Genomic DNA, 24,208 nt, shown 5'->3' on the forward strand with positions numbered 1-24,208 from the left:
AGTCTATTCAGGAAGACTGTTTCCATCAGTTGTCTTAGAAAGGATAGTGTTATCATTATCTGGACTTTCTTGACTAGGTCTACCTGCATCATTACCAGACATAGTGTAAGTACTTTGATATGGGCGAATTCTGTCTTGTAAATGAAGTTCTTCAGTTTCATAAATAGTTTGTTCAAAGAAGCTCTCCCATGAAACACCGTCTAGTTGGTCTACGACATGCTTAATTGACCATCCTTTATCGTTCAATCTCATTAAAATATCCACTTTCTCTTTATGAGTGAGCGGAGTTGATTTGTCATATTCCATTACAAAATTGTCTTTTTGAGAAGATGGAAGAATTAGGTTGATTAATTTCTGATAACATTCTTGTTCGATATCTTCTAACATTACTCCAAGTCTCTTATAGAAAGTATCAAGATTGAGTTTAGATGCACTAAAGTTACCGCCATCACCATTCAATAACGCCCCAGATATACCATATGCAGTTTTAATATCTGAATTGACATTTCCATACTTCTTATCACCTAAACCATCTGTAGAAACGTCAGGAAAATCTAATTTGGCAAAGTCTGGTATAGTTACTACAGTTACTCCTTTAGTATTACTTTTTTCTAATGCTTGTTTAACTCCAGAGTGAACTTTCTGTTTCACAGCTTTAGGTAGTTTCAAGTTTGTCATTGTGTCATACTTTTCATTGCCATTCACACCAACTGTTAGTACTGCAACGGCATTTATGATTTTATTAGCGATGGAGTATTCCACATCTTTCAGCTTCTTCTTATGTAATACGTCATATAAACCAGATGTAACTAAAGATGTACCTAAACCTTGATTTCTTTTTAATGTTCCAGTTCTCAATACAAATGTTCTATCTTGTGGTAACTCTTTATATTTGTATTTTGAAGTATCGGTTTGATATTTCTCAAAATCTTCTATTGTTAAGTATGGTGACATGTTGTTAAATTGTTCATTACGAAAATCATCTTGTAATTTTGAGAAATACTCCATATCAATAACACATTGCCACTCACCATTTTTTCTATAAGCAGGGAATGTCATTCTCACATCATCAAACACATAAGGATAAATATTGTTTTTATCACCTAGCCAAATTCCAACTAACGTTCCAGACGCTGATGTTTGTTTAAGTAAATCACGAGTCAAACGTTTATGTTTAATTTTGTGGAGTGCTTTGTTAATCATTCCGATATATTTATCTGTGTGTTTATTCTTATCGAACGAATCTATTTTGTAATTTAAAGAAGGGAGTGCTTCGATTAACTCGAATAATTGATGTATTTCGCCTGAAGAAATATAATAATATTGTGCTAGATCCTCAATTTCTTTTTGAAAAGTATCTGGATTCGAGAAATACTTTTTAAGCGTTTCAGCGTCCACTTCTTCAATTATTCCTTGTGAGAATAAATTGGTAACAAATCCAGAAACAAAAGTGCTAATATAGTCGTTATAATCGTTCACCATTCTTTTGTATTCTTCTGTCTCTGTATCTATTTGTATAATTTCTGACATTTATTCACCTCCCTGTGATATATAAATTTTTAATTATACGTTATTTACAGTGCTAACTTATTATTAAATATAGAGATGTGCTTAATCATTCAGTTCTCCTTAGTCAAAAATATACTATTGAATCATCTTCTTCGTATGTACTAAGATCAGAAGATAGTTTCTCAGTTTCTAAAATTTTCGCTAAGTAGTTAGAAAACGCAAGAGAAGAGTATCTGTCTTTTCTCTTGCCTGATTTTTCTTTTACTTTAATAAAACCCCCTACAATTTCATGATCCAAGTTAACTAACTCATTTACTAATATTGTAGTTTGTAGATAGGGTTTAATGTATTCTGCTTTTTTCTCCTCAGAAGCATTTAAATAGTATTTTCGTTCAGCTAAAATTTCTCTAGCTTCTAAATCATTAATAGGTAACTCTATATTAGAATTTTGTAAATTCACACGTAGTGAAGACGCTATTTCATGATTCAAACGAACCCCTGCTTTAATTGAGAATATAACAGGTAGAGGATTTTGTGATTTTGCACGACTTCTCATTTCATCATCATTAAATGAACACCACGCTTCATATTCAACATCTCTTTGTTCATCGTATTGGACTTTTACTAGCTCATCATAAACCGACATGCCATTACCATGACAGTCTAGTGCTATGTATGACGCTTGAAAATCTTCAAATAACTGTTTTATTCTAATAGCTTGATCTTCCGAGTGTTTACCTTCTATTGTTTCTATATAAGAAACTTTTCTTAAGTATGTACCACCATTAGGAATTAATCTAGTACACGTAAGCACAGTATTATCATTTGCCTTACCGCCCATCAAAGCTATATCTATTCCTATAATCCTAACTTCTCCATCTTTTAGTTTTTCTTTTCTTTTATTCTTTAATTCTGAGTAGTCTACATTATCTATAGGATAGAATATATTTTTCAATTTTCTGTTCTTATTAACATCTTCTAGGGCAAACAATGCATTTTCATTTTGACCATACATTAGATTTTCATATTCCATCATGAATCCAACAGAATCAAAATTAGAGCTTTCTTTATCTTTCTCGATACGCTTTTTACTCAATAACCCATGATGCAGGGAAGTTAGGTAATCCAATGAAAATAGCATAGAATCTTTACCTTGAAGCATCAAATCCCTAGATGATTGCATAGCCTTCCACATCCAGTGAGATGTGTACCAAGCACTAGAAATGTAAAGCTCAATATTCTCTTCAGTTAAGTGAGCGTACTCAGGCTTTTTTAAATAAGGAGGCTGCCTATAAACATTCAAGAAAGGTTTAAGTACAGTGTTCAGTATACCAAAATCTATCATCCTGAATTCTTCACATATTAAAATATTTCCTCGATAACCTCGTGAACCGTCTGAAGAAGTTACAGCTTCTATAGATGACCCATTATGGAAGATCACTTTTGCATCATTTGCTGAAGTTTTAATTTGCTTAATTTCTCTAGCTACATTAGGATATTGCATTAGTTCTTTTTCTATTTTTTCTGTGATAATTAATCTACTTTGGGATTTTTGACCTGATGCTATTATTACTTTGGTATTAGGGTAAAGTATACACCTAGACACTGCGTAGATAGAAATAATAAATGACTTAGATAATCCGCGAGCAGCGATAATCATTACATATGAGTTTAAATTCATAAAGAATATCAATATTTTTTGAAACAGGAATAGTTCTATACCTAGATAATGTTCAACAAACCTATGTACATTCAAACGATAAAATGAAGTCCATTTCCTCATTTGAGTGCGCATTCTATCGTTTTTACTTGTATTTTCTATACGCTTTTTATTTGGATTGTTTTTAATTAATTGATTTTGACCTTTAGAATGTTTATTTCTGTTAACCTGAAAGTTTTGATGTGACGACATTATTTATCATCCTTTACATCAAAATCTTTTGATAAATTGAAAATATTTTTAAAAGGTCTAACAAACCACTTTTCTATGTATCTTCTAAAATAATCATAGTCTTCATATGTCTTTTTATCTTCGAAGTATTCACAAGGCTCATCGTTCTCGATTGTTTTTATCCACATACCATATGTCGAAACACCTTTATCATCATTCATTCCAGAAGATTGTATAGGCTTGATGTTACCATCATTATGCATTTTTGAAGATAAATCCATTAAGTCTTTATAAGATTTAATATTACCTTTTTCTAGTTCCTTTTCTGCCTGTAAATGTATTTTAGCTAGATTTCTATAAATATTTATCTGAGCAGGTGTGTCTGTAGGGAAGTTGTTCTCATATTCTCCATAAAAATTTTCCAGAAATATAAAATCTTGTTCAGTGAAGTTGTTTCCCCAAACTCTTTTCATTTTCTTTATTTCTTGTGGCGAGTAAATATAATCTTCTTCATCTAATAGATGATCTTCATGTACTAATTCTACTTTTACTACTTTATTATCAAAATCAGAATCATCCCATGTTAAGTTTATATTTTGAGGGAGCGCAATATTTTTCATATATACTTTAAAATATGTCCATGAATTTGCTTTTGTCTCAGCTTCCTCTACTGACGAATCCCATATACTTTGAATAAAAGGCTTATCTATCATTCGTAGAGCAATTTTTACTTTACTCATGTCATATTGATTTCTTAAATCAGGTTCTACATAATCCCAAATACATTTCTTACATGTGTGAACCTTCCCGAAATGACGCATAAAGTAGGAGGATGAAGAATAGTAGTCTTCTACTTTCTTAGGATTTCCGCAAGCACAGCATATTATCTTATTAGTAGACATTAAGTATCCACCTCATTTCTATAAAAGCATCTCTGCTTTATCGCACATCTAAAAGGAGAATGCTATAATCCTAGTTAGATGTACTTAAAGGGGAGATATCTATTTTATCTTTTATGTATTAATTTTAATAAAATAACCGTTTTAAGTAATTCTTAAATTAAGTATGTAAAAATTAACTTTAAATCTAACTTCGAATGTTAGATTTCTCATATGTTTCACCTAATTAAATTCTATAAAGAATGTACCTTTACGACCTTTTTCAGTAATCCAGAGAAGCTTTTGATGTGCTTTACCTGTCATTCGACCATCTTTTGCATAATCATCAACGCCTCCAAATGATCCGTTAACAATCAAGTCAACACCATGTACTTCATTTTCAAAATTCTTATGTATGTGTCCTGCAAAAATTGCTTTTGGTTTCTTGTCTAGCATTAATGAAAGATTATTAATTACAGTATTAACACTATCTAAATGACCATGAACACCGTAATATTTGTTTCCTAGTATTTCAGCTACAATAATTTCGCTATCAATATCATTTTTATGGAATATAACATTTTCAAATTTCTCTAATCTCATTTCCATGTACCACATAATAAAACTATGGAATGACTCAGTACGAACTTCCTCTTCTTTACGAGCTGCAACACGATCATGATTACCTTTTACATTATAGTAATGGACTGTTTCGAAATTATTTGCTAATACCGATACCAATTCACTTAAAGCTTCTGCAACTTTCTGAGTAGAAGTAACAGCATTCTCTGTTTCACTTAATTTTGTCAAACGGTGAATACATCCACTAATTACATCCCCAAGTTCAAATACATGAATTTCTTTTACATTTAACAAATCTTTATATTCAAGAACATCATTTCTAACCTGATTCAGACGTTCATAAAAGATTTCATCATTATATTTGTTCCAGTAGTTATCTGTTACCATACCTTTATGTAAATCACTTAATAATAAAGCCAACGCTCCTTTTGAAGTAGGGGAGGGAAGGGGTTTAACCCATTGTAAAGGCTTATTGTTATGTATATCATCTTTAATTTCATCTAGTAGTTTCTGAAGTAAGTTGTCTAGACGTGCTTCATGAGTCATATACCTACGTATTTCTCTACGTTCATCAGATAATTGAACTTTAAGTTTGAACAATTCCTTTTCTAATTGCTTCATTTCGTCTAATTGTTCATTTGTCATACCATCTTTAAATTTCTTTTCAAAATAATCTTTGATTTCTAAGAAGTAAATTGAACCTTTACGTAAAGTATCACGGTGTACATTTAGATTTAAAGCTTCGACAATATCTTGCCAATCATCATTGATAGCTCCAGTTAACTTTTCTTCAATTAACCGAAATTTCCATTCTTGATTAGTCTCATTAGGGAGTTTAGTTAGCATTTAATCACTCCTTAATCTTCGATTGGGGTAATTTCGTTATCTTCTTTAATTGAAATAGTCACATTTTTACCATTAAAATTAGCAAGTTCTTTGAAAAAGTCATATACATATTCTGTCTCTTTAGTTACTTCTGTAATAGTTGATCGTCCTTCTTCAAAATTTACATCTAAAATGCCCTTGAACCCAACTTGATTAGTCTTTTTAGCCATAATTTATATCCTCCTGTTATCCTCATCTAATTTTTAATTAAAATTAAAAGGATAGAGCAGAGAAGGAGAGAACCCTACCTCTAACACTATCCTCATGTTAAAACGTCTGTACGAATACGCTATGTATTAAAAATTAGCTATTTAACTTTTCTTTAAATTTAGGAGTAACTTTCAATTTAATAACTCGTTTTTCTGGAACATCAATCGGTTCACCAGTTTGTGGATTTTTAGCGGTACGTGCAGCTCGAATTCCTTGATTAATCTTAGCAAAACCTAATGTTACATCTGAACCTTCTGTTAATAATTGTTCAATTGCAGTAATAACGTCATCTACTCGTAATGATACTTCGTTATTTGCTAATTTTTCTCCTGTACGTGCAAAATTTACCTCTTGTACTTTTGATACCAATTCTTGTTTAGTCGCCATAATTTAATTTCTCCTTTTTATATTTATATTTGTTTTATGTATTTTCTAATTTTAAAATTTAACGTTTAACTATATCATTAAATGTTTTACCTGCTTTAAATTTAGGTACTCTCTTAGCTTCTACTGTAATTTCATCTTTGCCAAAGTTACTATATTTACGTTGATTCCTAATTACAGATTTAAAACTACCAAAGCCTTGCAACATCAACTCATTATGTTCATCGGTTAATTTAATTATTGTACTCAGCATTGAATCTATGATAAAGTCAGTGTCATCTAAACTGACTCCTTTTTGGTTTGATTTGCTTATTGAATTTATAAATTTTTGATTGTTATTTAATACATTCTTTAATTCACGTTTCAAATCATCCCTTTTCGCATTATTCATTATTATCATCCTTTTTTATCCTTGTAAATTTCATATTGACATATGTTCAACCTGTATCCACTGTGATAAATAAGCTCTAAACCCTTAACATTTTGAAGACCTTTTCTTTTTCATGCTTTTTCTTGCATATTCTCTATTTTTTATTTTTTCATTTATCGATGTACAATAATTACAATAAATTTGTCTATTGCTGTTTGGTAAAAATAGCATTTCACACATTTTACATTCTTTTTCATAGGTAAAGTTAATATACTTTTTATAGTTTTTCATATAACCAGTCAAACTTTTACAGAAATACTTTACGATATAATTATCTTCGTGCCATGCATCATGCGTAACATTTAACTCCCATCCATTTTCCTGTTCGTATTCAAATGGTGACTTATAGTTGTTAAATATTTTATATATGTATCCGTTTATTATTTTCTTATATTCTTTAAAAGATAATTCTATTTTTTTCTCAACATCTCTTAAACGCAATTCCTCCGTCTTTTTTTCAAAATCTAATAATTGATATTTTATTTCGTCTGTATTTACAGCTTCTCCATTTTTGATACGTTCAATTGTTTTAAAGTATAATTTCTTGGGTTTTAGCTTATAATTAAAGTATTCCTTAGACATATAAACTTCACTATTAGTAAGATACATGTACATATTATTTATATGTATTCTTATCATATCGATTGAGTTTGGTTTATCCTTATAATAACTAACAGCATGTCTAACCTTTATTATTTGATAAGGTTCAAATATCTTAATCAGTTCTTCGTTATTACCTAAGAGTTCAGGTTGCATTTTGAACGTATATGACTTACTATACGTTCTACATCCATATTTACTACTCCATAATAACTTGATAAATTCATCTAAAGCTTCATCTTCATTAAATTCTTGATAGTCTTCTAATAATTCACTCAGCATTATTTTCAACTCCTACGAATTTATAATAACGTCCTAAAAACTCCTTTCCTTCAGTATCATCTGCATCACATTCTACAATTTTCAATTCCTTTGTAATAGGGGAGTTGTTTTTTAAGTTATTAATCATCTCATCACCGAATAAATACCAACATAAGGATTTATCAATTCCCATTGAACGGTATGCTGTTTTGATGCAGTAATTAATAAATTCATCTTCCGATAATGTTCGTATTTCATCCTTTAATACGATTAGCTTTTCCTTATATTCATCATACAAATCATTAATGTTATCTTCGTCACATTCACGTAGTTTGTCTGTAAATTCATTGTAGATGGTTGATATTTTACGAATTATTTTTTTATCATTCAATTCCAATGAATTATTAGTCAATAACTTTTGACTGTTCTTAACTGAATTTTTAGGTTTTAACTTTTTTCTTTCCCATTGACATATGTAGTCGCATAGTTCATTGAGTGGGGTAGGGGACTTGAATGAATCTGTCTCTATTTTTTCTCCATTTTCTAATGATTTATTTATTTCTTTAATTTTCTTATACCGTTTCATTTTATTTGGATAATTGTATAGTAAAAAGTGAGGTAATTTATCTTTGTATTTACTTAAATTCTTCGTCATATACCATCTGAATCCAGTTTTCAAGAAATCAATTTCCTTACCTTGATAAAGTCTTAGCATTGCAATATTATCTTCGTTAATTTTTTTCCATTTAGTATTCTCAGTATAGTGATTTAGAATAGAGGTAGCAATGTTTGTTATTTCACCAATACGATTATCTCTACTATTTAATTCGTATTTGATAATATTCTCTGCGTTGTATTCTACTGGGTCTGCACCTTTTTTATCCTCCATGTCCACTACAATTGGTAGGTCTATCTTGGATTTAATGATTATATCGTTGTCGGTAAGTAGTACAGTATCTCCATCCATATCCATTCCGCCTTGTTGCTGCATGGTTAAATCATACATATTAATCATTACAATATCTTGATCTTGAAAATGTGAAAACCATTTGTTTAAAAAGTCATCTTCAACTAGCTCAACAATATTTACTTCAGAAGCATCAACAAGCGGACTTCGCATAGATGCAACTTTACCTAAAGTGAGTGTTTTTGCTAAGAACTGTTCCTTTTGCAAGCACCCATTTACCGTTTTATTGGCGCAAAACTCCAAATAACCTATAATATCTCCGACTACCGTGTGATAATGACCTTTAACATAAATCTTACCATATTTCATCATATTTATTGTCTTATCAATTCTACGCTTTAACATCTTTTTTATGCTGACATCATCTAACATTGCGTCATTTATCAATATAGCTTTTTCGTAACTACTAGAAATTTCATCAAATTTACCTGTATTATGTATTCCTAAAAATTTTAAAGTATATAACTTATCGCCATTAACTATGTTTTCAATTAGATTCGTTGAGTATTTAGCTAAATTTATGATTTTACCATGATTTGATTCATCTAAAATGTCATAATCGAAATTGTGATTTTTATATTTTTCTACATATTTTTTATTCAATAAGTTTAAGCATTGTAAATATTGAAAGTTCATACGTGAATATAATTTAAAGTCATTTTTGTGATGACTATATTTACTAATACCTAGTTTATATCCATACTTTTCTACGCTTTCTATGTAATTAGTCCATCCATCAATACCGTACTCTTGTTTAAAGTAGGAATAACCTTTCCACATAGTTATATTCCATAAACAATCTATGTCATCTACATCATGCTCTTTCCCAAAAACATCTTTAATTTTACTCACTTTTAGTTCATTTTTAAGGTACTCTTTAAAATTGAATTCTACGGTTACACCTTTCATGAATGGTAATCTTATTTGGAATAAAACTGATTTACATTTTTCAGATACTGTTTTTCTTAATAATTCAGATACTTCTTTAGTATGTAAACCAAAACCATCAAAAGGGGAGATAGTTATATCAGTTTTATCTTCTACAATCACTCGATTTTTGTATTTTTTAATCTCACCTGTATCTTTGTCAATATGTTCAAATTCTCTTTCCCTAGCACATCGAATCTTCTGGTTGGGTATAATTTTCTCAAACTCATCAACAATAACAATATTGGGTAAATCTTCATTTACGATGTGACATGAACTAAAAATTAGTGATCTATAGCTTTCATATTTAGAAATTACGCACTTATTGATGTTTAATCCTAATTTACTGCGCTCAGTTAATTCTTTGTAATACTCTTCTTGTACAAAAGTTGTAATACCATCTTTACCTTGTGACGGACTTTTACCAAACCTTATGTATTTTTTATTATTACAAATAAATCCATCTCGTAATAGTTTAATTAGCTTTTCTTCTCTATCCTTATTTCTTTTCGCTTCTACAAAGATGAATTCGTTGATTTCTTCATTATTGTGTCCACGAACGATATTTAATTGATGGAACAGAAGAGATTCTGGCAGTTTGATTTGATACTTTTTCTTAGATTCATCATCAATAGATATCTTATATTCAGATTTAATTATATCTTGGATTTTAAGTTTCAACAAAGTGTACATTTTGATTTTACCCATTCAATTTCTCCTTTTTACGTTTATTACGACAAGATTTACATCGTTTTGGTATCTCCAATCGATTACCAATATAAAAGAAATATTCTTTCGAAGAAACGTTGAATAACTTGCTGCAAGTTTTACATTCTCTTTCTCTCGATCCTTTAAATGATTTATCAAGTAAGTTATTTTTAAACTTAGACTTATCGATAAAATCATTTTTATACATGTAAATTTCATCATAGTTATAATAATCGAAATAAAATAATTCATCCAATCTGTTAAATAAATGTTTAACTGTAATCGCAAAACCTTTTCTATCAAAGTCTAACTTAAACGAAACTTCTTTATAATCATTATTTAGTTCATCTATAGAATGCTTTAATACACTTTCAATTTCTTTGTACGCCATTCTATTGTGTATTTTATTCAATCTTTCTTCTATATCTACACCGTCATATCTGTATAATTTGAATTCTATCTTATAATTCGAACCGTCATTGTTTTTGTACATGATATAAAATTTATTAATAGAAAACTCTATGGATTCAACAATGTACTCGATTTTATTGCTTTTTAGCATTTTATTTAAATAGTTGACATTTAAAAATTTTTCTTCGATAAATTTTACTTTTTCCTTTTCCTGTTTAAATAACTTTTTATACATTGTATCCATAAATCCTTTTATTATCTCATTACTTTTTCGTTTCTTTAAAGCTATGTCGATTATTTTAAACTCTTCAGGATTCATAGTTTCCAAAAATAAATACATCTCATTTAAATCTATGTCTTCATTGTTTTCATATTTACAAACCTCATCCCAAAACCAATCCAACTTCTTCACCAATTCAATATCATACTTACCACTTTGTTTCATTTTCTCTTTCAACTTACCGATAGTTTTATAATATCCTCCATCACGCTTATTGAAATTGAAACATTTACCCTTATAATATAAGGCTTTAAATTCCTTTACTTCATTCTGACCAGTCAGAGTAGGGGTATCCACTTCAACTACAATCTTATCTAGCTCAATCCAACGATCAATGTAATCTTGAACTTTCTTTTTATTTTTGTGAGCCATTTCAAAAACAATTTCATTTCCACATTCAGTTTCAATTACTATGTCTGGACGATAAACTCCTGTTTTTAAATTAAACGTAACCTCAGTTTTAAAATCTTTACATGTAAAAATATGTGATTCATCTGAAATGATTGTAAATGTATCTCCACGTTCAATAAATCCATGTTTCATCCAAAAGTGGATAAACGATTCCCCAGTACATTTACTCCTATCGATATGTGCGAAGTGGGGAGTAACTTGCTTTGACTCTAAAGCTTTTGGAATTACTTCACTGTTACAAATAGGGCAGGTATATGTATTTGTAATATTTGAATTTAAAATTGTTATAATTTCACCATGATTATTCCTAGCAAACCATAAATTTATATTCATTATGTATCCTCTCTATAATTATCTAATTTTCTATTATGTATTTATATAATTAAAATTTAGTATTTTGCCATTTATGCATACGCTGTAATACTGATCTTAATTGTTCTCTAGTTATCTTCTTATCTTGTTTAAGTGAATAGTAGACATCTTCCTCAATAGAAGTGGCCATCTCCATTTGTACCATTTCCTCTAAATAAAATAAAACATCCTCTTTGTTAAATTTTGTAGTCATATAAAATCTCCTTTTAAATTATATTTTATGTATTTATTAATATTATAATGTAAAAGTTAGAGAAGTGACAGTCAAAGTTAAAAATATTTTTTAATATCCACTATATGAGTAGTATTAATTCAATAAAACCGTTAAAATCTATATGTTGGCAAAATTTGTATCGATTTTTTGTCGAATCATGTAGAAATATGTAATATCTGAATAGCTTTGATAGGTATTATGGTGTATTATTTAAACTGTAAGATTAATGTTTGTTTGTATAATTAATGAAATGAAGAGTGTTTTTCTTGTAATTTATAGAAATCATACCAATAATTATAACTATAGAAAGGTGGAGTAGTATATATGAAAGAAATAAAAACTGTTGATTTAAGTGAAAATGATTCAGTAGATTCTGCACTATTATTAATTATAAGTAAGTTATCTATAACTCAACCTGAAGAGTCATTAAGGTTATTGGCAATGTGCGCCAAAGATGATCTCCCCAAAAAAAGCGTATTAAAGTACGCAATTGATATTGTAGAGAATGGTAGATTACTAAGCTAATTCATATTATCAAATTTATATTTAATATGACAAATAAATATCATAAGTTAATTTGTATGAATACTTAATAATTGAATAATGAGCAATTTTTGAACTCGAAAAGACGATAATCAAGAATTTCATCCTTAGTCGATTGACTATGGGAATCCTGCTGCTGATATGTAGTGTTTACAAGGGATTGGAGATGAATGATCGTTAATTTTCGAGTTATTTTATTGTCTGCTGAAATAGAGGAAAAGGTAGGGGAATATCCAATGCTTATTGGAATTTTATCCTTATTATAAGGAATGTATTAATTTTAGTCGTACCGTTTTAATCGTAAAACTCAATGAATATGGGCATTTTAGATGCTATTTGAGGTGAAATAGAGGATAAAATAAGGTAAAGTGACAAAAGTCCTATGTTGTTATATTCAATGTTTACAATGGTTTTGAGGGTGTCAGACGAATGCGAAAACGAATAAAGGAAGAGTGGATGGTGGGTATAAAGTAATATAAAATTTTGTAAGTTGAAAAATTGTCATGCTGTGTGGATGGAAGAGGTAGGCAACTATATAGAACAACCAATTACTTCCAAAATGTAAACATACCCCCCTATATTCAATGGTGATAAGGATATAATGTATATTATTTTACCTATAATAACCACTTATTTACAGTATAATCAGCAGCAAATAAGATGAATAAATAAGAACAAACGTTCTAAAATAAACAATGTATAATCTAAAACTGTGTAAATTTTAAACTGTTCTATTCGTTATATAACAGATGCCGTGTGACCAAAGACTTATAATATTCATTCCTAATCATTTCATCCCACTTGTGGATATGTTAATAACTTGTGTATAACTCTGTTGATAAGTTTGAACTTAATTTCCATACACTCTTACCACAGTATCGCATCAACTAAACTTTACACATACAAAAAATAAAAGTAGCAGCAAGTATATTTCAACTTACCACTACTCATATAATATATATTAAGTTGCACCTTAAATTACTTTTTATGTATTTACTAAATACTGTCCCTTTTAGTCACTTAATAATCATATATAATGGGTAAGAACGTACAACTTTTAAAGATAAATAAAATTTAAATTCTATCATAATTATTTAATGATAATCACATAAGCTAACTTGTTAGCGTTGTGGACAAACGACTGCTTGCAGTTGTGCGTCAGGCTCTTATTATTTATTTGTTATTATTGTTAAAGTCTCTAAATATAATAAGTAATACCTTTAACATCTCTGGTGATCCAGCAAACATTAGCTTAGGATTAACAAATATCTTCATCTTACGTCTATCATTTACTAACGATACAAATGCAAACGAATATTCATCTTCAAATATAGTCTTATACATCGCACTCTTTAATTTAGTACAGTCTCTATAACCTAGTTTATTCGCTAATTCCATTATTGACATTGGAATAACTTTATCTTCATCTATCTCATTTGGATTGTGACTGATAATATTAGTATATAGATTAATATATGGTAGTATCATATAGATAGTAGATAACCTTGAAAACTCTCTAACTGTAGAACAATCGTATAACTTTCTAACAGTATTACGGAATAATCTAGTATATTTTATATCATGTTTATGTAAATGTTTTTTATCTAACGAACCATTCTTACAAATGTGATTGCTTATGTATTTGTTACCATCTATATCTACATTTAATATATCATTATCAATTAACTTCTTTATGTAGATATTATATTGTCTAGTCTTTAACCTCAACATTGCAGCTAAGTCTTTATCTGAAATACTTCTACCATTATCATATTGAATTTTATTACTATTATATGCTACATAAGTAGTTAAATAGAGTAATCTTGTTATGTATGGTTTAGTTAAATCATTTATGTAGTTACTCATGCTCTTATTAACCTGATAAAATAAGAATACAAATCCACCATGTTCTTTTTCGAATTCAATCATCTCATGTTTTGATTTAAAACCTTCAATCTGTTCATCTGAATAATTTACTCTTAGATCATGAGAGTATCTATCTCCAATATACTCACCTTCTAAATCATACATTCTACCATTTATAACTGTATGATTATCTCTAAGTTTAGCTATTTTATTATGTGTTCTACTATTCAAATTAGAAAAATTAATATTAATCATCCTTTACTTTTATATTTAGTTTTTTTTAGTTGTGATATAGATAGATAAGACTTACTAAAACACCTCTAATAACCATATAAACATTGAGTATTGAAGGTGTTTTTAGGTGTTACTCGAAGCAGACTATCTAGCCTATATTGTGTTGCTCAAGGCAGACTAATTTATAATTATATGTAATTATTGAACTTACAACCACAAAAGCACCATATTAATGTTAAGTTGTTTTATTAAAAATACGTATTAAGTTTTTCAATCTAATATTATCAGGAAGAAACTTTAATAAGCATTCATATAATGCATAGTGAACTTCTGTTTTCCAATGATTAGTTAACATTATTCTTGGAATGTTTTTATAATTATACTTTTTAGCGTCTTCATCAATTGTTAGGTTGTCAAACTCTAATATTGCTATTACTGTATCATCATTGTATACACAAATATATCCATGATACCTATTGCTTGATATTCCATTCAACTTCTCTCTAACTTCATATTTGGCATGAATAAATTTTAATAACTCTTCAGTATAAATTAATTTGTTGTATTTATGTTTACCTACGAAATTAATTATTTCCTTTTCTTTTTCTGACAACGCTTCAAGATTAATATATTTTAGTTTCATCTAATCAATTCCTTTTCAATTTTATTTACAAGTTAGTTAGGGAAGCGGTACAACTATACAATGTATCATCTCTAATCATATTCATATATCTCTCATTACTTTCTTATGTATTTTACATATTAATTATAATGTAACTAATTAATAACTGACAGTAACGCAAAAAGAAACCACTTGTAAGGTGGCTTTAAATTAAACCTAGATATAGTTTAGCTTCGATATTCATGTTCCAATACTTATCATAAAACTTTTGGAAGCTTGTTAGCATTTTTTCATTTGGTTTTGATTTGTTTTCTTCTTTGGCGATAAAGTTTCTCCATACTTCCATTTCACGATTTGAGTAGCGAATATTGTACTCAGCATGTTCTTTATTCATGATTACGTTTGTCATTTTAATTTTCTCCTTTTGGTTTGATGCCTTGTTGCACCTACAACCTTTGTGATTTGTTTATGTATTTCTTAACTTAAATATAGTATATCACAGGTTTTTAAATAATACAACTATATTTATGTATTTTATTAAATAAACTCAAGGAAAGAGGAGAGAACCAAATTATATTTAAATTTACTCAATCTAAAAATATCTACTCAACCTATACGCATAACCGTCTTCAAATTCAATCTGATACTCTGTCTCTGTCACTTTATCCAATGCAGCTACTTCTTTTTCGTTTTCACTTGATGCATTATCATTCATAGTTGCTTCAAGTTTTTTAATTTTATCATAGTTGTTAGTTTTACCATTGTAGTTATATGACTTTACTTCACGACCACTATTAGACGTGCTGTATTGATCTACTAATAACACAAAACCATTTTTAGTTACTACACCATCCCAATGAGCAGGAGACCAGTAATCAGTCATTGCGTCGCTTTCGTCTGGAGTATATCCAAAAATAGTCCATCCATTTTCCTTAAGCACATGCATTAACGCAACTTTTGCACTTTGTTTGTCATAATAGTTTGTCATGAGTAAAACCTCCGTGTATTTTATGTATTTATTAATTTAATAATAAACAAAAGTCTAAATATATTCAAGTATATTTTATGTAATTATTCAAATAAAAAAGCCTTCCAATTAAGGAAAGCAGGCGTGATTATTATTTACGTGCTGATTTTAAAGCCTCTGAAAATTCCTTTTCGACATTATAGCTTCGAGCCATCTTTTTAACTTTCCATTTCTTATCATTAACAATTTGCGCTTTGTCTAATTCATCATGATCAGCTAGTTCATTCTCCAAAGCCTCTAAACGCAAAAACTCAGCAACCATTGCATTAATATCTGTACTCATTTTGTTTTCCCTCCGATTGTTTTTATAAAAAGCATATATTATTTAAGAATTCCGAGCTTAAAATTTAATCACAATAAACAATATGGGCTTATTTACTCTGATTAAATTTTAATAATTCCTTTTCTTAATTCTTATTATACACTAGTACATATAAAACGCAATAGTTTTTATGTATTTATTTAATTAATTTTCGAAAGAATAAATATGAGCATTAAAATAGATATAGCGTTGACTGATAAAGCGACCTTATAAAATGATACTTTGTCTTTTGGATTATCTTCAGGTGACCAAAAATAATTGTCAATAGCAGCTATACATTTTTGCATCAAGATCTTTTCACCTCACTTCATAAATGGGGAAGGGGTACTCTATTTAAAAAGATTATTTATAGAGTAAGTTTAAATAATTAGTTAAATGTAATCCAGTTTTAAAGTCTAAACCTGAACCTATGTTGAGAGTAGCTAATTCAACTTTTTGAAGTAATACTGATATTTTGAAGCTATTTAAGTTGCATAGTTCTTTATGTCCTTGTTGGATAGGTTTAAAAACTGGATATTCGAAAATTTTATTATTAATCTTAGTTTTCTCTAGTTTGCCGTTTTCCTCTAACATTTTTTCAACAAGTTTTAATTGTTCATCAGTTAATAAACCATTAAATGTGACTATATTCATTTTCATCTCTCCTTATATAATATTTACTTTTTATTTAAGCAACTACAGCTTTAATTTTATGTTCTGCTGTAGATAAAATGAACTTAATGTTATTGATAGTAAGATTCCATTTATGAGCTAGTAGCTTGTTTTTCTTATCTGTAAGCTTATCATGCAGCTTTACTAATGCATCAGATAGTAGTTCTTTAACAGTACTCAATTGTTGTGTAGCTTTATCATAGTCTTCTTTAGCTGTATTTACAGCATTGGAAGCTAATTCTTTAAAATGTGTAACCAATTGAACAGTAGTTGAATTTTCAATTTCTAAGTTTTGATCCTGTTCAATTAAATTTGTGTAATGATTAGTTAACATTGAAATAATTTCATCTTTACGCATTTTACGTTTTTCTTCACGGTTATACCACGCTAGACCTTCTTTGTTTGCTTCTACTTGTAACTCCTTAGCTGTCATACTGGCTAGTGCACTGATCTTGTTTTGTAATATCATTTTTATTTCCTCCTGAGTGGGTTATGTATTTTGTTACAACCTCCTTCCATATTGGAAGGAACGCTCACAGCTTAATGCCTTTTTATACTCGCTGTGACGAGTTTATTTGGCTATGCAAATTTAATATTTAAAATCTGTTCTATTTCAATTAAAGAATTTCTCCCCAAATTTCTAACTTTCATCATTTCGTCAAGAGTAGCATTTTTTACTTGTTGTACAGTGTTATATCCTGCACGTTTTAAGCAGTTGAAAGAACGAACGGATAATTTTAATGCTTCAATTTCTCGGTTGTCATCATTGTTTTGACTAATGATATTGATATATAAAGACATAAATTTATTTTCTAATTTTAAATTACGGTTTTCCTGTTCTTCTTTAGATGGGTATCCTACTTGTCCATAGTTTTCAAATTCAGAAGCTTTAATAATAGCAATTAATTCATTTTGTGCATATTCTTCTTTAGATGAAATACGAGTGATTGTATCTTGAATAAATTCATTGATACGTTTTGTATCGTCTGTGTCTACAAACTCACGAACAGCAAAGTATTCAACTTCTGCATTTACTGGGTTGAATGTTACGATAGTAGCGATAAATGAACGATCATATATAGTTTGACCATATGAATTACGCTCTCTCGACGTAAAATCCACAGCCGATTGGATAGAATTTTTAAAACCGTTAGAAGTAGCAACTAGAATATTTTCAGCAACATTAAATTTTTTCATTATAATTTCCTCCCATTTAGTAAGTACATTATAAAATTACCTATGCTCATATCATCGCTACTTTGTTACATTGTACGCTCACTCTTTTGAGGTCATGGCGACTAGGTGACTTTATAAAGTACTTACTTGTTTTTATGTAATTATTAACTGTCTTAATATTAACATCCACCAATAATGGAGTCAACTGTATTATGTATTTATTTATTTAAAATTTAAATTTTGTTTTATGAATGATTATTTATAGAGCTTTACAGGATGTTTCTTAACAAATATACAGAGTTTCTTCCTATAATAAACGAATCTATATTAACTGACTGCAATTTTAATTTAACACCAAACAACATTATTAGTAACAGAACTTGAATTTTAACACCATCAGTTCAGGTATAGATTGTAGGAGGAGGGGCATGATCGGCATATAGTAACAGAAATTAAATAATAACACTGAGACTTCTTAGAAATTTTAAGTAGTAACAGTTGAATTGAATTACTTCTTTGTTTTAGGCAGCTATCAATTATGTAAAAAGTTCTAACTAGAAAAACGACACATTCAGATCACTACGATTTTGAAAACGGATGAACTTCCAAATCTATTCTAATCTTATATTCAATTTAAAATTCTATCTATTATTGATTAAATCAACTTTATTAATCCTCGTATCAACAGAATTTTTTCCAAACTGATCATTTATTAAGAAAAAAGGAAGTAGATAAGAATAATTAATATTTCCAAAATATACAAAAATAAATATAAAAAACTATTGTATCTTACTTGTATCTTATGTATAATTTACTTATAGCTTACAAGTAAGATAAATTTTAGTTAAATATCCAATTATCTACTTAGAGTAAGATTAACACTACTTAAGATTGGTTATTCTTACGATAAATAAAATGAGAAATACATAATAATGTAATTTTTTATGGATAATTGGAATATGGATATAAAAATAAGCTAATCTTACAAAGAAACAAGTTAAGTTGTTGTGATATAATTTATATGAATAAATACTTAAAATGATAAAGGGGATATAAAAATGATGAATCAATTAAAATTAGTTGTTAATAATGCTGCGGAATATGGTACTGGAGTTAGTTATAATAAGTATGAGGTATACAATTCACTACTACAAATGAGTGCTGAAGTTAGAGAGGAATGCATTAACAATATAAATAATGAATATGGCTTCGAATTAGTGGATAAATATGATTTTGCTCGTTACGAAATTTCTGTAAATAACTCAGAAGTAGAAATTGAAGTTCCTGCATTTTTTGCTCCAAGCTACACAAAAGAAGAAGTTGATTATTATAAGGATCAAATGAAAGAGCTACAAAAGGGGTACATGAAGTTATTAGCTAACTAAATGCATAAATATATATGATGGATCTAAGTAATGGCGGAGTTAAAGATTGAGGTGGCAGTAAAGTCAAAACTGTAGAATTAAAAAATCAAAATCGTAGAATTTTACATTTAGGTAATTAGGATGTGTAGAATTATTAATACGAATATAGAGATAGATAAAATCTTGATTTATTAATTGTATGATTTTGAAATTTGAATCGTATAGAATTTTCCTGTCCAATTAACCATTATCAAATTAAATATAAAAATACATAATTGTATTTGACTTTGTATTTTATGATGTGGTAGTCTTATCTTAAGAATAAATGGAGGCAGCAACTGATTATAAGTGCAAATTAATATTTGTAGTTGGAAGTTGTATACCATTTGAGCATCAAGTAAAATTGATTATGAAGAATAAGAAAAGAGATGATTAATGATGAGATATACAAAGGAAAGCCTTATTGAAAAAATTGCAACAAACGAATACGAAATAGAATATATCAACGACTTAAGTGATGAAGTTTTTGAGCTTATAGCAGATGTAATTGAGTATAATGACCAACATGAAATAGTATCGTTCAAAGATATACAAACTCACGCTATGATGGTTAGTGTAATGCGTTATGATTTTATTACTAAAGAAAGACTCAAAGAACGATTTCCTAATGAAGAATATGAATATCTTCATTTGAAAGAAATGTCAAATGAATGGGAGATATACAGAGCTGTGAATGATGATACTTCTATGAAAATAGTTATGGCAGACCAACATTTTTACACTATGGAACGAGTTGGTACAATTTTAGGTTTATCGCATTACGTGAAATTTAATAATGTTGCTGGTTGGATTACAGTTGTTGACCTTAATGGTAGAGAAATGAGTGGTTTTCCACCGTATCCAAAACATGCTCAAGTTAATTAAAATTTTCGTAAAAGTATAATATTATTTAAAAATTAGGAGTGGTATCTTGAAACTAGAAGAATTCGTTAACAGCGAGGTATTTGTTAATTATGTTAAAAATAATCCTGTAAAGCCTATCTGTATCAGTGCTTTAGGTGAGGTAAAATCTTTAGATACAGAGAATGTAGAGAGTTTAAGTAATATTGCTAGAAAACTTAAAAATGCAGTAAAAAGAATTAAGTAAAATCAGCATTTTATATAAAAAGAGGTGAAAATTATGGATAGCAAAAAACTGAAAGTAATAAAATATATTGGTCAATCAAGAAGTAAAATTAAATATCCTGTAGAAAAAACAATTAGTGGTACTGTTATTAAATCTGATGCGCCATATTTGCGTATTAAGCCAGAAATTGGGCGGATAGTTGAAATTGCTAAGAGTGCATTAATTAGTGTAGAAGACAAATAATAAAAGTCTTTTAATTACTAACCACAAAGGGGAAATTGATATGCAAAAAGAACTTAGAGATGTTGTTGCGTATATTGCAGGTAGATTAGTATTGGACAATACAGTAAATTTTATTTATTCATTTGAGGATGGGGTTCATCTTCAGTATTCTGGAGAAGTAACTTCTGATAGAGTTAATGTATATGATAATCAAATGGGTAACTTTATCACAGGTAATAAAAATGGTGATAAATTTAGTCTGTATCATTATAGCATTGGAAACTTTACAGATTTAACGATTATAGAATCTACCTTTAAGGGATATGATTACGCATCTGGTCAATTCTATGATGGGAAAATTAATGGTAACTTAATTAACCTTTATGATTATGAAGATGGAAATTTTCATGAATATAGATTATGAAAATCAAGGAGCTTGCTACCTACCTGATCTATATTCGCTATAAAATGAAGTTATTATTCAAAGTTAATCTGAAGGTGGTGAATCATGGATATTTTAGCAGCGAGACTTAAGAGGCTAAGAGAAGAAAATAAAGCATCAAATAAAGATTGGACTCAAGGTTATGTTGCTGACAAATTGAATGTAGCAAGGACTTCCTATACCGCATATGAAAACGGTACAAAGCAACCTACCTTAGAAACTTTACTTAATATGGCTGATTTGTTTGATGTGACTATTGATTATCTTTTAGGACGAAGTATTCAAAAGAATATTAATGATGATTTTGTTAAAGAATTAACTGAACTAATCCAATTGATTCCAGAAGAAAAAATTAATGAATCGAAAATAAAGTTATTAGCATACGCCCAAGGTCTAGTAGATGCCTATGGTAGTAATTAATTTTTTTAGTCGAATCACAGAGGTGAAAAGTATATGAAATATGTTACTCAATTGACGCATGACCAAATATTAGAAATCGTGGAAATTTACTCACCGAACTATCTTGAATTGAACTATAAGAGATTAGATCATTGTATAGGAGTTACACTTAGAGATCATGAAGGGATAGAAGAAAATTATACAATTAATGATTATGATGTCAATATTATAGATTGGATGGGTAATGAGCATTCATATCTTATAAGATTTAGAGAAAAGATGTTGGACTGGTTCGGTTTCGATTATGCAAAAGATTATTTATTAAAATAGAACTATTATTAGGGGAGATATTAATTTGAGTTACATTGTAATAGGTAAATATTGGAAAGACAATGGTGAGTGCGAAGAAGTAACAAATAAAATTACCTTTGAAACCAAGATAGAGGCATACAACTACATTAAGAATATGTATACAAATAAATTTGAAGCTAGATTAGAAGGAATAAAGGATGGAGTAAGTTGCACAGTTATAATTGATAAACCTCTCCAACTGAATTATTCAGAAAGTAGCTTAGAATTGCTTTGGGGCAATCCTAAAACATTTTGGTATTATGTAAAAGAGCTAGATATTTAAATTTAATAAAACATCTTTTACTCAATGTTAACACTATCTATATACTAGTTACGTGGTACAATGCCCATAAGCTACATACATCATTTATTGATGAAAAATTAATTAGGGGTGTTTGTATGGATAAAAAGATTAAAAATAACATCATCATTTTCACAATTTTACAAGAACTAAGATGGGCAAGTTTGCGACACACATCTTTAGAAGTCAGAATTTTCTCTAAAGATTTATTGGAGAAAGTTGAATATGAGTTGACTCATTGGAAAGATGGTTAAATAGGATAGCGATTTTAATTATTTCCATTACGTATAAGCTCATTTTCTTTAAAAGATGATAAATATATCAAGCACACTATAAATGGCTTTAAAATCAACGCACATAGAGGAGAAATATAGATGACAACATTAAAAGTATCAAGTAAATCAAATCCAAATTCATTAGCAGGAGCAATTGTAGCAACTTTAAGAGAAAATCCTAGTGTAGAAATAGCTGGTGTTGGTGCTGGTGCAATTAATCAAGCAATAAAAGCTATCGCTGTCGGTGAAGGTTTTGTAAGACCTGAAGGTAATGAATTGGTCTGTATTCCATACTTCGAAAATATCACAATTGAAGGAGAAGGTAGGACTTCTATAAGATTGAGAATAGAAAAGAGAAAGATGTATTAAATTATTCAAAGTTTAAGTTGTGAAGGAGGTGGAGTATCATCTAGTCTATATAAATGTGAAATAAAGGAAAAATATAAATAACAAAATACATAAAGGATTTAATTATTATGAGTAAGGAGAAAAGAATATGGTTACAGATACCAAATGAAATAATACGCAACACGGGATTTAATATCGATGAAAAGTCATTTGCTATTTATGCGTTTTTACTGTTTAAAAAATTTCAAGCTTTCAATAATGGCGAAATAGATGTTTTACTTAAAGATATAAAATTTGTGACAGGGATTACAGATAACAGAACCGTGAAGAAGTGTTTTTCAATTTTAAGTGATCAAGACTTAATTAGGGTTGATTTTGATAGTTTACCAATTAATAATCCAATACATTTTACAATGTTAAAACCATATAAAGAAAACTACTTTACGCAAATACCTTTAAATTTACTAAAATCATTAGATACCATTGGTGTAATTGGATTTAGATTGATGTATTATTATGAGTCGTTTATTAACAGAGAGAATGTAACTAAACAATTTTGTTACCCTAGTTACGAGACTATTCAAGAGGATTTAGGTATAAGTAATTTTTCTGTAACGAAATATAATAAACTATTAGTAAAAGAAAAACTAATTACTATTACAAAACATAAAGTAGAGTATGATCCATTTGGAGATAGCGGATTAGAAAGATTCAATAATCATTACACTGTAAATCTACATATGATATAGATAGTAGAAGAATGAATAATTTTCACGATTGGAATTTTACCTGATAAGGTGAAATTTTAAATCGTATATACTGGTTATTAATGATTATTAAATATTCTTCTTTATACACAAAGAATTTTGCAACCTTTAATGGTAATTAACTTTGAGAGATGTTGCATTTCAATTAGCAATAGTGGTAATTGGCTTTATTAATGAATTTAGGTGCCATCAAGTCTTTAGAGAGCTTTTGTCTGAATAGTATACAAAGTGTGCTTAAAAGTATTAAAACGT

At 28.8% G+C, this 24,208-nt stretch carries 31 protein-coding genes; 12 read left to right on the forward strand and 19 right to left on the reverse strand.

Annotated features, from left to right (window positions below; all coding sequences use genetic code 11):
- Positions 1–3: 3 nt before the first annotated feature.
- From NYE73_RS07110 to NYE73_RS07160, 11 genes are all read right to left on the reverse strand, one after another.
- On the reverse strand, positions 4–1,530 hold the full coding sequence (locus NYE73_RS07110; RefSeq protein ID WP_340815264.1) for a hypothetical protein: 1,527 nt from the start codon (positions 1,528–1,530) through the stop codon (positions 4–6).
- A gap of 103 nt (positions 1,531–1,633) precedes the next feature.
- Positions 1,634–3,421, reverse strand: coding sequence for a terminase (locus NYE73_RS07115; RefSeq protein WP_340815266.1), 1,788 nt, complete (start codon positions 3,419–3,421; stop codon positions 1,634–1,636).
- Entirely contained in the window at positions 3,421–4,302 is an 882-nt protein-coding gene (locus tag NYE73_RS07120; RefSeq protein ID WP_340815267.1) for a hypothetical protein, read from the reverse strand. The genes NYE73_RS07115 and NYE73_RS07120 overlap by 1 nt, the downstream gene beginning before the upstream one ends.
- A gap of 219 nt (positions 4,303–4,521) precedes the next feature.
- Positions 4,522–5,706 carry a metallophosphoesterase gene (locus NYE73_RS07125; RefSeq protein ID WP_340815268.1) on the reverse strand — a complete coding sequence of 395 codons (1,185 nt, stop codon included), beginning with the start codon at positions 5,704–5,706 and terminating at the stop codon, positions 4,522–4,524.
- An 11-nt stretch (positions 5,707–5,717) separates the two neighbouring features.
- Positions 5,718–5,915: a YonK family protein gene (locus tag NYE73_RS07130; protein ID WP_445668865.1), complete on the reverse strand. Its 198-nt coding sequence runs from the start codon at positions 5,913–5,915 to the stop codon at positions 5,718–5,720.
- 133 nt (positions 5,916–6,048) lie between these two features.
- Positions 6,049–6,342 (reverse strand): HU family DNA-binding protein, encoded by a 294-nt coding sequence (locus NYE73_RS07135; protein ID WP_340815270.1) that lies wholly within the window; start codon positions 6,340–6,342, stop codon positions 6,049–6,051.
- 58 nt (positions 6,343–6,400) lie between these two features.
- Positions 6,401–6,730 (reverse strand): HU family DNA-binding protein, encoded by a 330-nt coding sequence (locus NYE73_RS07140; RefSeq protein ID WP_340815271.1) that lies wholly within the window; start codon positions 6,728–6,730, stop codon positions 6,401–6,403.
- Positions 6,731–6,814: 84 nt separating this feature from the next.
- Positions 6,815–7,651, reverse strand: coding sequence for a hypothetical protein (locus NYE73_RS07145; protein WP_340815273.1), 837 nt, complete (start codon positions 7,649–7,651; stop codon positions 6,815–6,817).
- Complete coding sequence (locus NYE73_RS07150) at positions 7,641–10,232, reverse strand: hypothetical protein (RefSeq protein WP_340815276.1); 2,592 nt, start codon at positions 10,230–10,232, stop codon at positions 7,641–7,643. The genes NYE73_RS07145 and NYE73_RS07150 overlap by 11 nt, the downstream gene beginning before the upstream one ends.
- A complete protein-coding gene (locus NYE73_RS07155) occupies positions 10,225–11,667 on the reverse strand; it encodes a competence protein CoiA family protein (protein ID WP_340815277.1) in 1,443 nt (480 codons plus the stop codon). The genes NYE73_RS07150 and NYE73_RS07155 overlap by 8 nt, the downstream gene beginning before the upstream one ends.
- Before the next feature lie 49 nt (positions 11,668–11,716).
- On the reverse strand, positions 11,717–11,899 hold the full coding sequence (locus NYE73_RS07160) for a hypothetical protein (RefSeq protein ID WP_340815278.1): 183 nt from the start codon (positions 11,897–11,899) through the stop codon (positions 11,717–11,719).
- A gap of 345 nt (positions 11,900–12,244) precedes the next feature.
- Here NYE73_RS07160 and NYE73_RS07165 point away from each other — a divergent pair, with 345 nt between their 5' ends.
- A complete protein-coding gene (locus NYE73_RS07165) occupies positions 12,245–12,445 on the forward strand; it encodes a hypothetical protein (RefSeq protein WP_340815279.1) in 201 nt (66 codons plus the stop codon).
- 1,191 nt (positions 12,446–13,636) lie between these two features.
- Here the strand turns inward: NYE73_RS07165 and NYE73_RS07170 are convergent.
- From NYE73_RS07170 to NYE73_RS07205, 8 genes are all read right to left on the reverse strand, one after another.
- On the reverse strand, positions 13,637–14,560 hold the full coding sequence (locus tag NYE73_RS07170; RefSeq protein ID WP_340815280.1) for a hypothetical protein: 924 nt from the start codon (positions 14,558–14,560) through the stop codon (positions 13,637–13,639).
- 238 nt (positions 14,561–14,798) lie between these two features.
- Positions 14,799–15,206 (reverse strand): hypothetical protein, encoded by a 408-nt coding sequence (locus NYE73_RS07175; protein WP_340815281.1) that lies wholly within the window; start codon positions 15,204–15,206, stop codon positions 14,799–14,801.
- 184 nt (positions 15,207–15,390) lie between these two features.
- On the reverse strand, positions 15,391–15,594 hold the full coding sequence (locus NYE73_RS07180) for a hypothetical protein (RefSeq protein WP_340815283.1): 204 nt from the start codon (positions 15,592–15,594) through the stop codon (positions 15,391–15,393).
- Positions 15,595–15,777: 183 nt separating this feature from the next.
- On the reverse strand, positions 15,778–16,173 hold the full coding sequence (locus NYE73_RS07185) for a hypothetical protein (protein ID WP_340815284.1): 396 nt from the start codon (positions 16,171–16,173) through the stop codon (positions 15,778–15,780).
- 130 nt (positions 16,174–16,303) lie between these two features.
- Positions 16,304–16,495, reverse strand: coding sequence for a hypothetical protein (locus NYE73_RS07190; RefSeq protein WP_340815286.1), 192 nt, complete (start codon positions 16,493–16,495; stop codon positions 16,304–16,306).
- 381 nt (positions 16,496–16,876) lie between these two features.
- Positions 16,877–17,167 carry a hypothetical protein gene (locus NYE73_RS07195; RefSeq protein ID WP_340815287.1) on the reverse strand — a complete coding sequence of 97 codons (291 nt, stop codon included), beginning with the start codon at positions 17,165–17,167 and terminating at the stop codon, positions 16,877–16,879.
- 34 nt (positions 17,168–17,201) lie between these two features.
- Positions 17,202–17,654 (reverse strand): hypothetical protein, encoded by a 453-nt coding sequence (locus NYE73_RS07200; protein ID WP_340815289.1) that lies wholly within the window; start codon positions 17,652–17,654, stop codon positions 17,202–17,204.
- Positions 17,655–17,764: 110 nt separating this feature from the next.
- Positions 17,765–18,382, reverse strand: coding sequence for a DNA-directed RNA polymerase subunit alpha C-terminal domain-containing protein (locus tag NYE73_RS07205; protein ID WP_340815290.1), 618 nt, complete (start codon positions 18,380–18,382; stop codon positions 17,765–17,767).
- A gap of 1,037 nt (positions 18,383–19,419) precedes the next feature.
- On the opposite strand from NYE73_RS07205, the gene NYE73_RS07210 reads away from it, so the two are divergent.
- The 11 genes from NYE73_RS07210 (at position 19,420) to NYE73_RS07260 (ending at position 23,938) form a co-directional block, all read left to right on the forward strand.
- The gene (locus NYE73_RS07210; protein WP_340815292.1) at positions 19,420–19,746 is read left to right on the forward strand and encodes a hypothetical protein; all 327 of its coding nucleotides are present in this window, start codon (positions 19,420–19,422) and stop codon (positions 19,744–19,746) included.
- Between the two features lie 417 nt (positions 19,747–20,163).
- Entirely contained in the window at positions 20,164–20,649 is a 486-nt protein-coding gene (locus NYE73_RS07215) for a hypothetical protein (RefSeq protein ID WP_340815293.1), read from the forward strand.
- Between the two features lie 46 nt (positions 20,650–20,695).
- Complete coding sequence (locus NYE73_RS07220) at positions 20,696–20,872, forward strand: hypothetical protein (RefSeq protein WP_281115027.1); 177 nt, start codon at positions 20,696–20,698, stop codon at positions 20,870–20,872.
- Between the two features lie 33 nt (positions 20,873–20,905).
- Positions 20,906–21,094, forward strand: coding sequence for a hypothetical protein (locus NYE73_RS07225; RefSeq protein WP_340815294.1), 189 nt, complete (start codon positions 20,906–20,908; stop codon positions 21,092–21,094).
- Positions 21,095–21,134: 40 nt separating this feature from the next.
- Positions 21,135–21,497, forward strand: coding sequence for a hypothetical protein (locus NYE73_RS07230; protein WP_340815295.1), 363 nt, complete (start codon positions 21,135–21,137; stop codon positions 21,495–21,497).
- 84 nt (positions 21,498–21,581) lie between these two features.
- Positions 21,582–21,935: a helix-turn-helix domain-containing protein gene (locus tag NYE73_RS07235; RefSeq protein WP_340815296.1), complete on the forward strand. Its 354-nt coding sequence runs from the start codon at positions 21,582–21,584 to the stop codon at positions 21,933–21,935.
- 33 nt (positions 21,936–21,968) lie between these two features.
- Positions 21,969–22,244 carry a hypothetical protein gene (locus tag NYE73_RS07240; protein ID WP_340815298.1) on the forward strand — a complete coding sequence of 92 codons (276 nt, stop codon included), beginning with the start codon at positions 21,969–21,971 and terminating at the stop codon, positions 22,242–22,244.
- Positions 22,245–22,269: 25 nt separating this feature from the next.
- Positions 22,270–22,548, forward strand: a complete 279-nt coding sequence (locus tag NYE73_RS07245; protein ID WP_340815299.1) for a hypothetical protein — start codon at positions 22,270–22,272, stop codon at positions 22,546–22,548.
- A gap of 116 nt (positions 22,549–22,664) precedes the next feature.
- Positions 22,665–22,820 carry a hypothetical protein gene (locus tag NYE73_RS07250; RefSeq protein ID WP_257521526.1) on the forward strand — a complete coding sequence of 52 codons (156 nt, stop codon included), beginning with the start codon at positions 22,665–22,667 and terminating at the stop codon, positions 22,818–22,820.
- 120 nt (positions 22,821–22,940) lie between these two features.
- A complete protein-coding gene (locus NYE73_RS07255; RefSeq protein WP_281115021.1) occupies positions 22,941–23,210 on the forward strand; it encodes a stage V sporulation protein S in 270 nt (89 codons plus the stop codon).
- 107 nt (positions 23,211–23,317) lie between these two features.
- On the forward strand, positions 23,318–23,938 hold the full coding sequence (locus tag NYE73_RS07260) for a hypothetical protein (protein WP_340815302.1): 621 nt from the start codon (positions 23,318–23,320) through the stop codon (positions 23,936–23,938).
- The last annotated feature ends 270 nt before the right edge of the window (positions 23,939–24,208 follow it).

The organism is Lysinibacillus sp. FSL K6-0102 (assembly GCF_038003545.1).
GTDB lineage: Bacteria > Bacillota > Bacilli > Bacillales_A > Planococcaceae > Lysinibacillus > Lysinibacillus capsici.

Excerpts from the sequence above, each read along its gene's own strand:
- NYE73_RS07195 (WP_340815287.1), bottom strand. The coding sequence starts at position 17,167 with ATGAATATAGTCACATTTAATGGTTTATTAACTGATGAACAATTAAAA.
- NYE73_RS07255 (WP_281115021.1), top strand. The coding sequence starts at position 22,941 with ATGACAACATTAAAAGTATCAAGTAAATCAAATCCAAATTCATTAGCA.
- NYE73_RS07240 (WP_340815298.1), top strand. The coding sequence starts at position 21,969 with ATGAAATATGTTACTCAATTGACGCATGACCAAATATTAGAAATCGTG.
- NYE73_RS07215 (WP_340815293.1), top strand. The coding sequence starts at position 20,164 with ATGAGATATACAAAGGAAAGCCTTATTGAAAAAATTGCAACAAACGAA.
- NYE73_RS07145 (WP_340815273.1), bottom strand. The coding sequence starts at position 7,651 with ATGCTGAGTGAATTATTAGAAGACTATCAAGAATTTAATGAAGATGAA.
- NYE73_RS07260 (WP_340815302.1), top strand. The coding sequence starts at position 23,318 with ATGAGTAAGGAGAAAAGAATATGGTTACAGATACCAAATGAAATAATA.
- NYE73_RS07225 (WP_340815294.1), top strand. The coding sequence starts at position 20,906 with ATGGATAGCAAAAAACTGAAAGTAATAAAATATATTGGTCAATCAAGA.
- NYE73_RS07190 (WP_340815286.1), bottom strand. The coding sequence starts at position 16,495 with ATGAGTACAGATATTAATGCAATGGTTGCTGAGTTTTTGCGTTTAGAG.
- NYE73_RS07165 (WP_340815279.1), top strand. The coding sequence starts at position 12,245 with ATGAAAGAAATAAAAACTGTTGATTTAAGTGAAAATGATTCAGTAGAT.
- NYE73_RS07155 (WP_340815277.1), bottom strand. The coding sequence starts at position 11,667 with ATGAATATAAATTTATGGTTTGCTAGGAATAATCATGGTGAAATTATA.
- NYE73_RS07120 (WP_340815267.1), bottom strand. The coding sequence starts at position 4,302 with ATGTCTACTAATAAGATAATATGCTGTGCTTGCGGAAATCCTAAGAAA.
- NYE73_RS07175 (WP_340815281.1), bottom strand. The coding sequence starts at position 15,206 with ATGAAACTAAAATATATTAATCTTGAAGCGTTGTCAGAAAAAGAAAAG.
- NYE73_RS07150 (WP_340815276.1), bottom strand. The coding sequence starts at position 10,232 with ATGGGTAAAATCAAAATGTACACTTTGTTGAAACTTAAAATCCAAGAT.
- NYE73_RS07185 (WP_340815284.1), bottom strand. The coding sequence starts at position 16,173 with ATGACAAACTATTATGACAAACAAAGTGCAAAAGTTGCGTTAATGCAT.
- NYE73_RS07210 (WP_340815292.1), top strand. The coding sequence starts at position 19,420 with ATGATGAATCAATTAAAATTAGTTGTTAATAATGCTGCGGAATATGGT.
- NYE73_RS07110 (WP_340815264.1), bottom strand. The coding sequence starts at position 1,530 with ATGTCAGAAATTATACAAATAGATACAGAGACAGAAGAATACAAAAGA.
- NYE73_RS07235 (WP_340815296.1), top strand. The coding sequence starts at position 21,582 with ATGGATATTTTAGCAGCGAGACTTAAGAGGCTAAGAGAAGAAAATAAA.
- NYE73_RS07200 (WP_340815289.1), bottom strand. The coding sequence starts at position 17,654 with ATGATATTACAAAACAAGATCAGTGCACTAGCCAGTATGACAGCTAAG.
- NYE73_RS07205 (WP_340815290.1), bottom strand. The coding sequence starts at position 18,382 with ATGAAAAAATTTAATGTTGCTGAAAATATTCTAGTTGCTACTTCTAAC.
- NYE73_RS07230 (WP_340815295.1), top strand. The coding sequence starts at position 21,135 with ATGCAAAAAGAACTTAGAGATGTTGTTGCGTATATTGCAGGTAGATTA.
- NYE73_RS07125 (WP_340815268.1), bottom strand. The coding sequence starts at position 5,706 with ATGCTAACTAAACTCCCTAATGAGACTAATCAAGAATGGAAATTTCGG.
- NYE73_RS07130 (WP_445668865.1), bottom strand. The coding sequence starts at position 5,915 with ATGGCTAAAAAGACTAATCAAGTTGGGTTCAAGGGCATTTTAGATGTA.
- NYE73_RS07115 (WP_340815266.1), bottom strand. The coding sequence starts at position 3,421 with ATGTCGTCACATCAAAACTTTCAGGTTAACAGAAATAAACATTCTAAA.
- NYE73_RS07180 (WP_340815283.1), bottom strand. The coding sequence starts at position 15,594 with ATGACAAACGTAATCATGAATAAAGAACATGCTGAGTACAATATTCGC.
- NYE73_RS07135 (WP_340815270.1), bottom strand. The coding sequence starts at position 6,342 with ATGGCGACTAAACAAGAATTGGTATCAAAAGTACAAGAGGTAAATTTT.
- NYE73_RS07160 (WP_340815278.1), bottom strand. The coding sequence starts at position 11,899 with ATGACTACAAAATTTAACAAAGAGGATGTTTTATTTTATTTAGAGGAA.
- NYE73_RS07250 (WP_257521526.1), top strand. The coding sequence starts at position 22,665 with ATGGATAAAAAGATTAAAAATAACATCATCATTTTCACAATTTTACAA.
- NYE73_RS07140 (WP_340815271.1), bottom strand. The coding sequence starts at position 6,730 with ATGAATAATGCGAAAAGGGATGATTTGAAACGTGAATTAAAGAATGTA.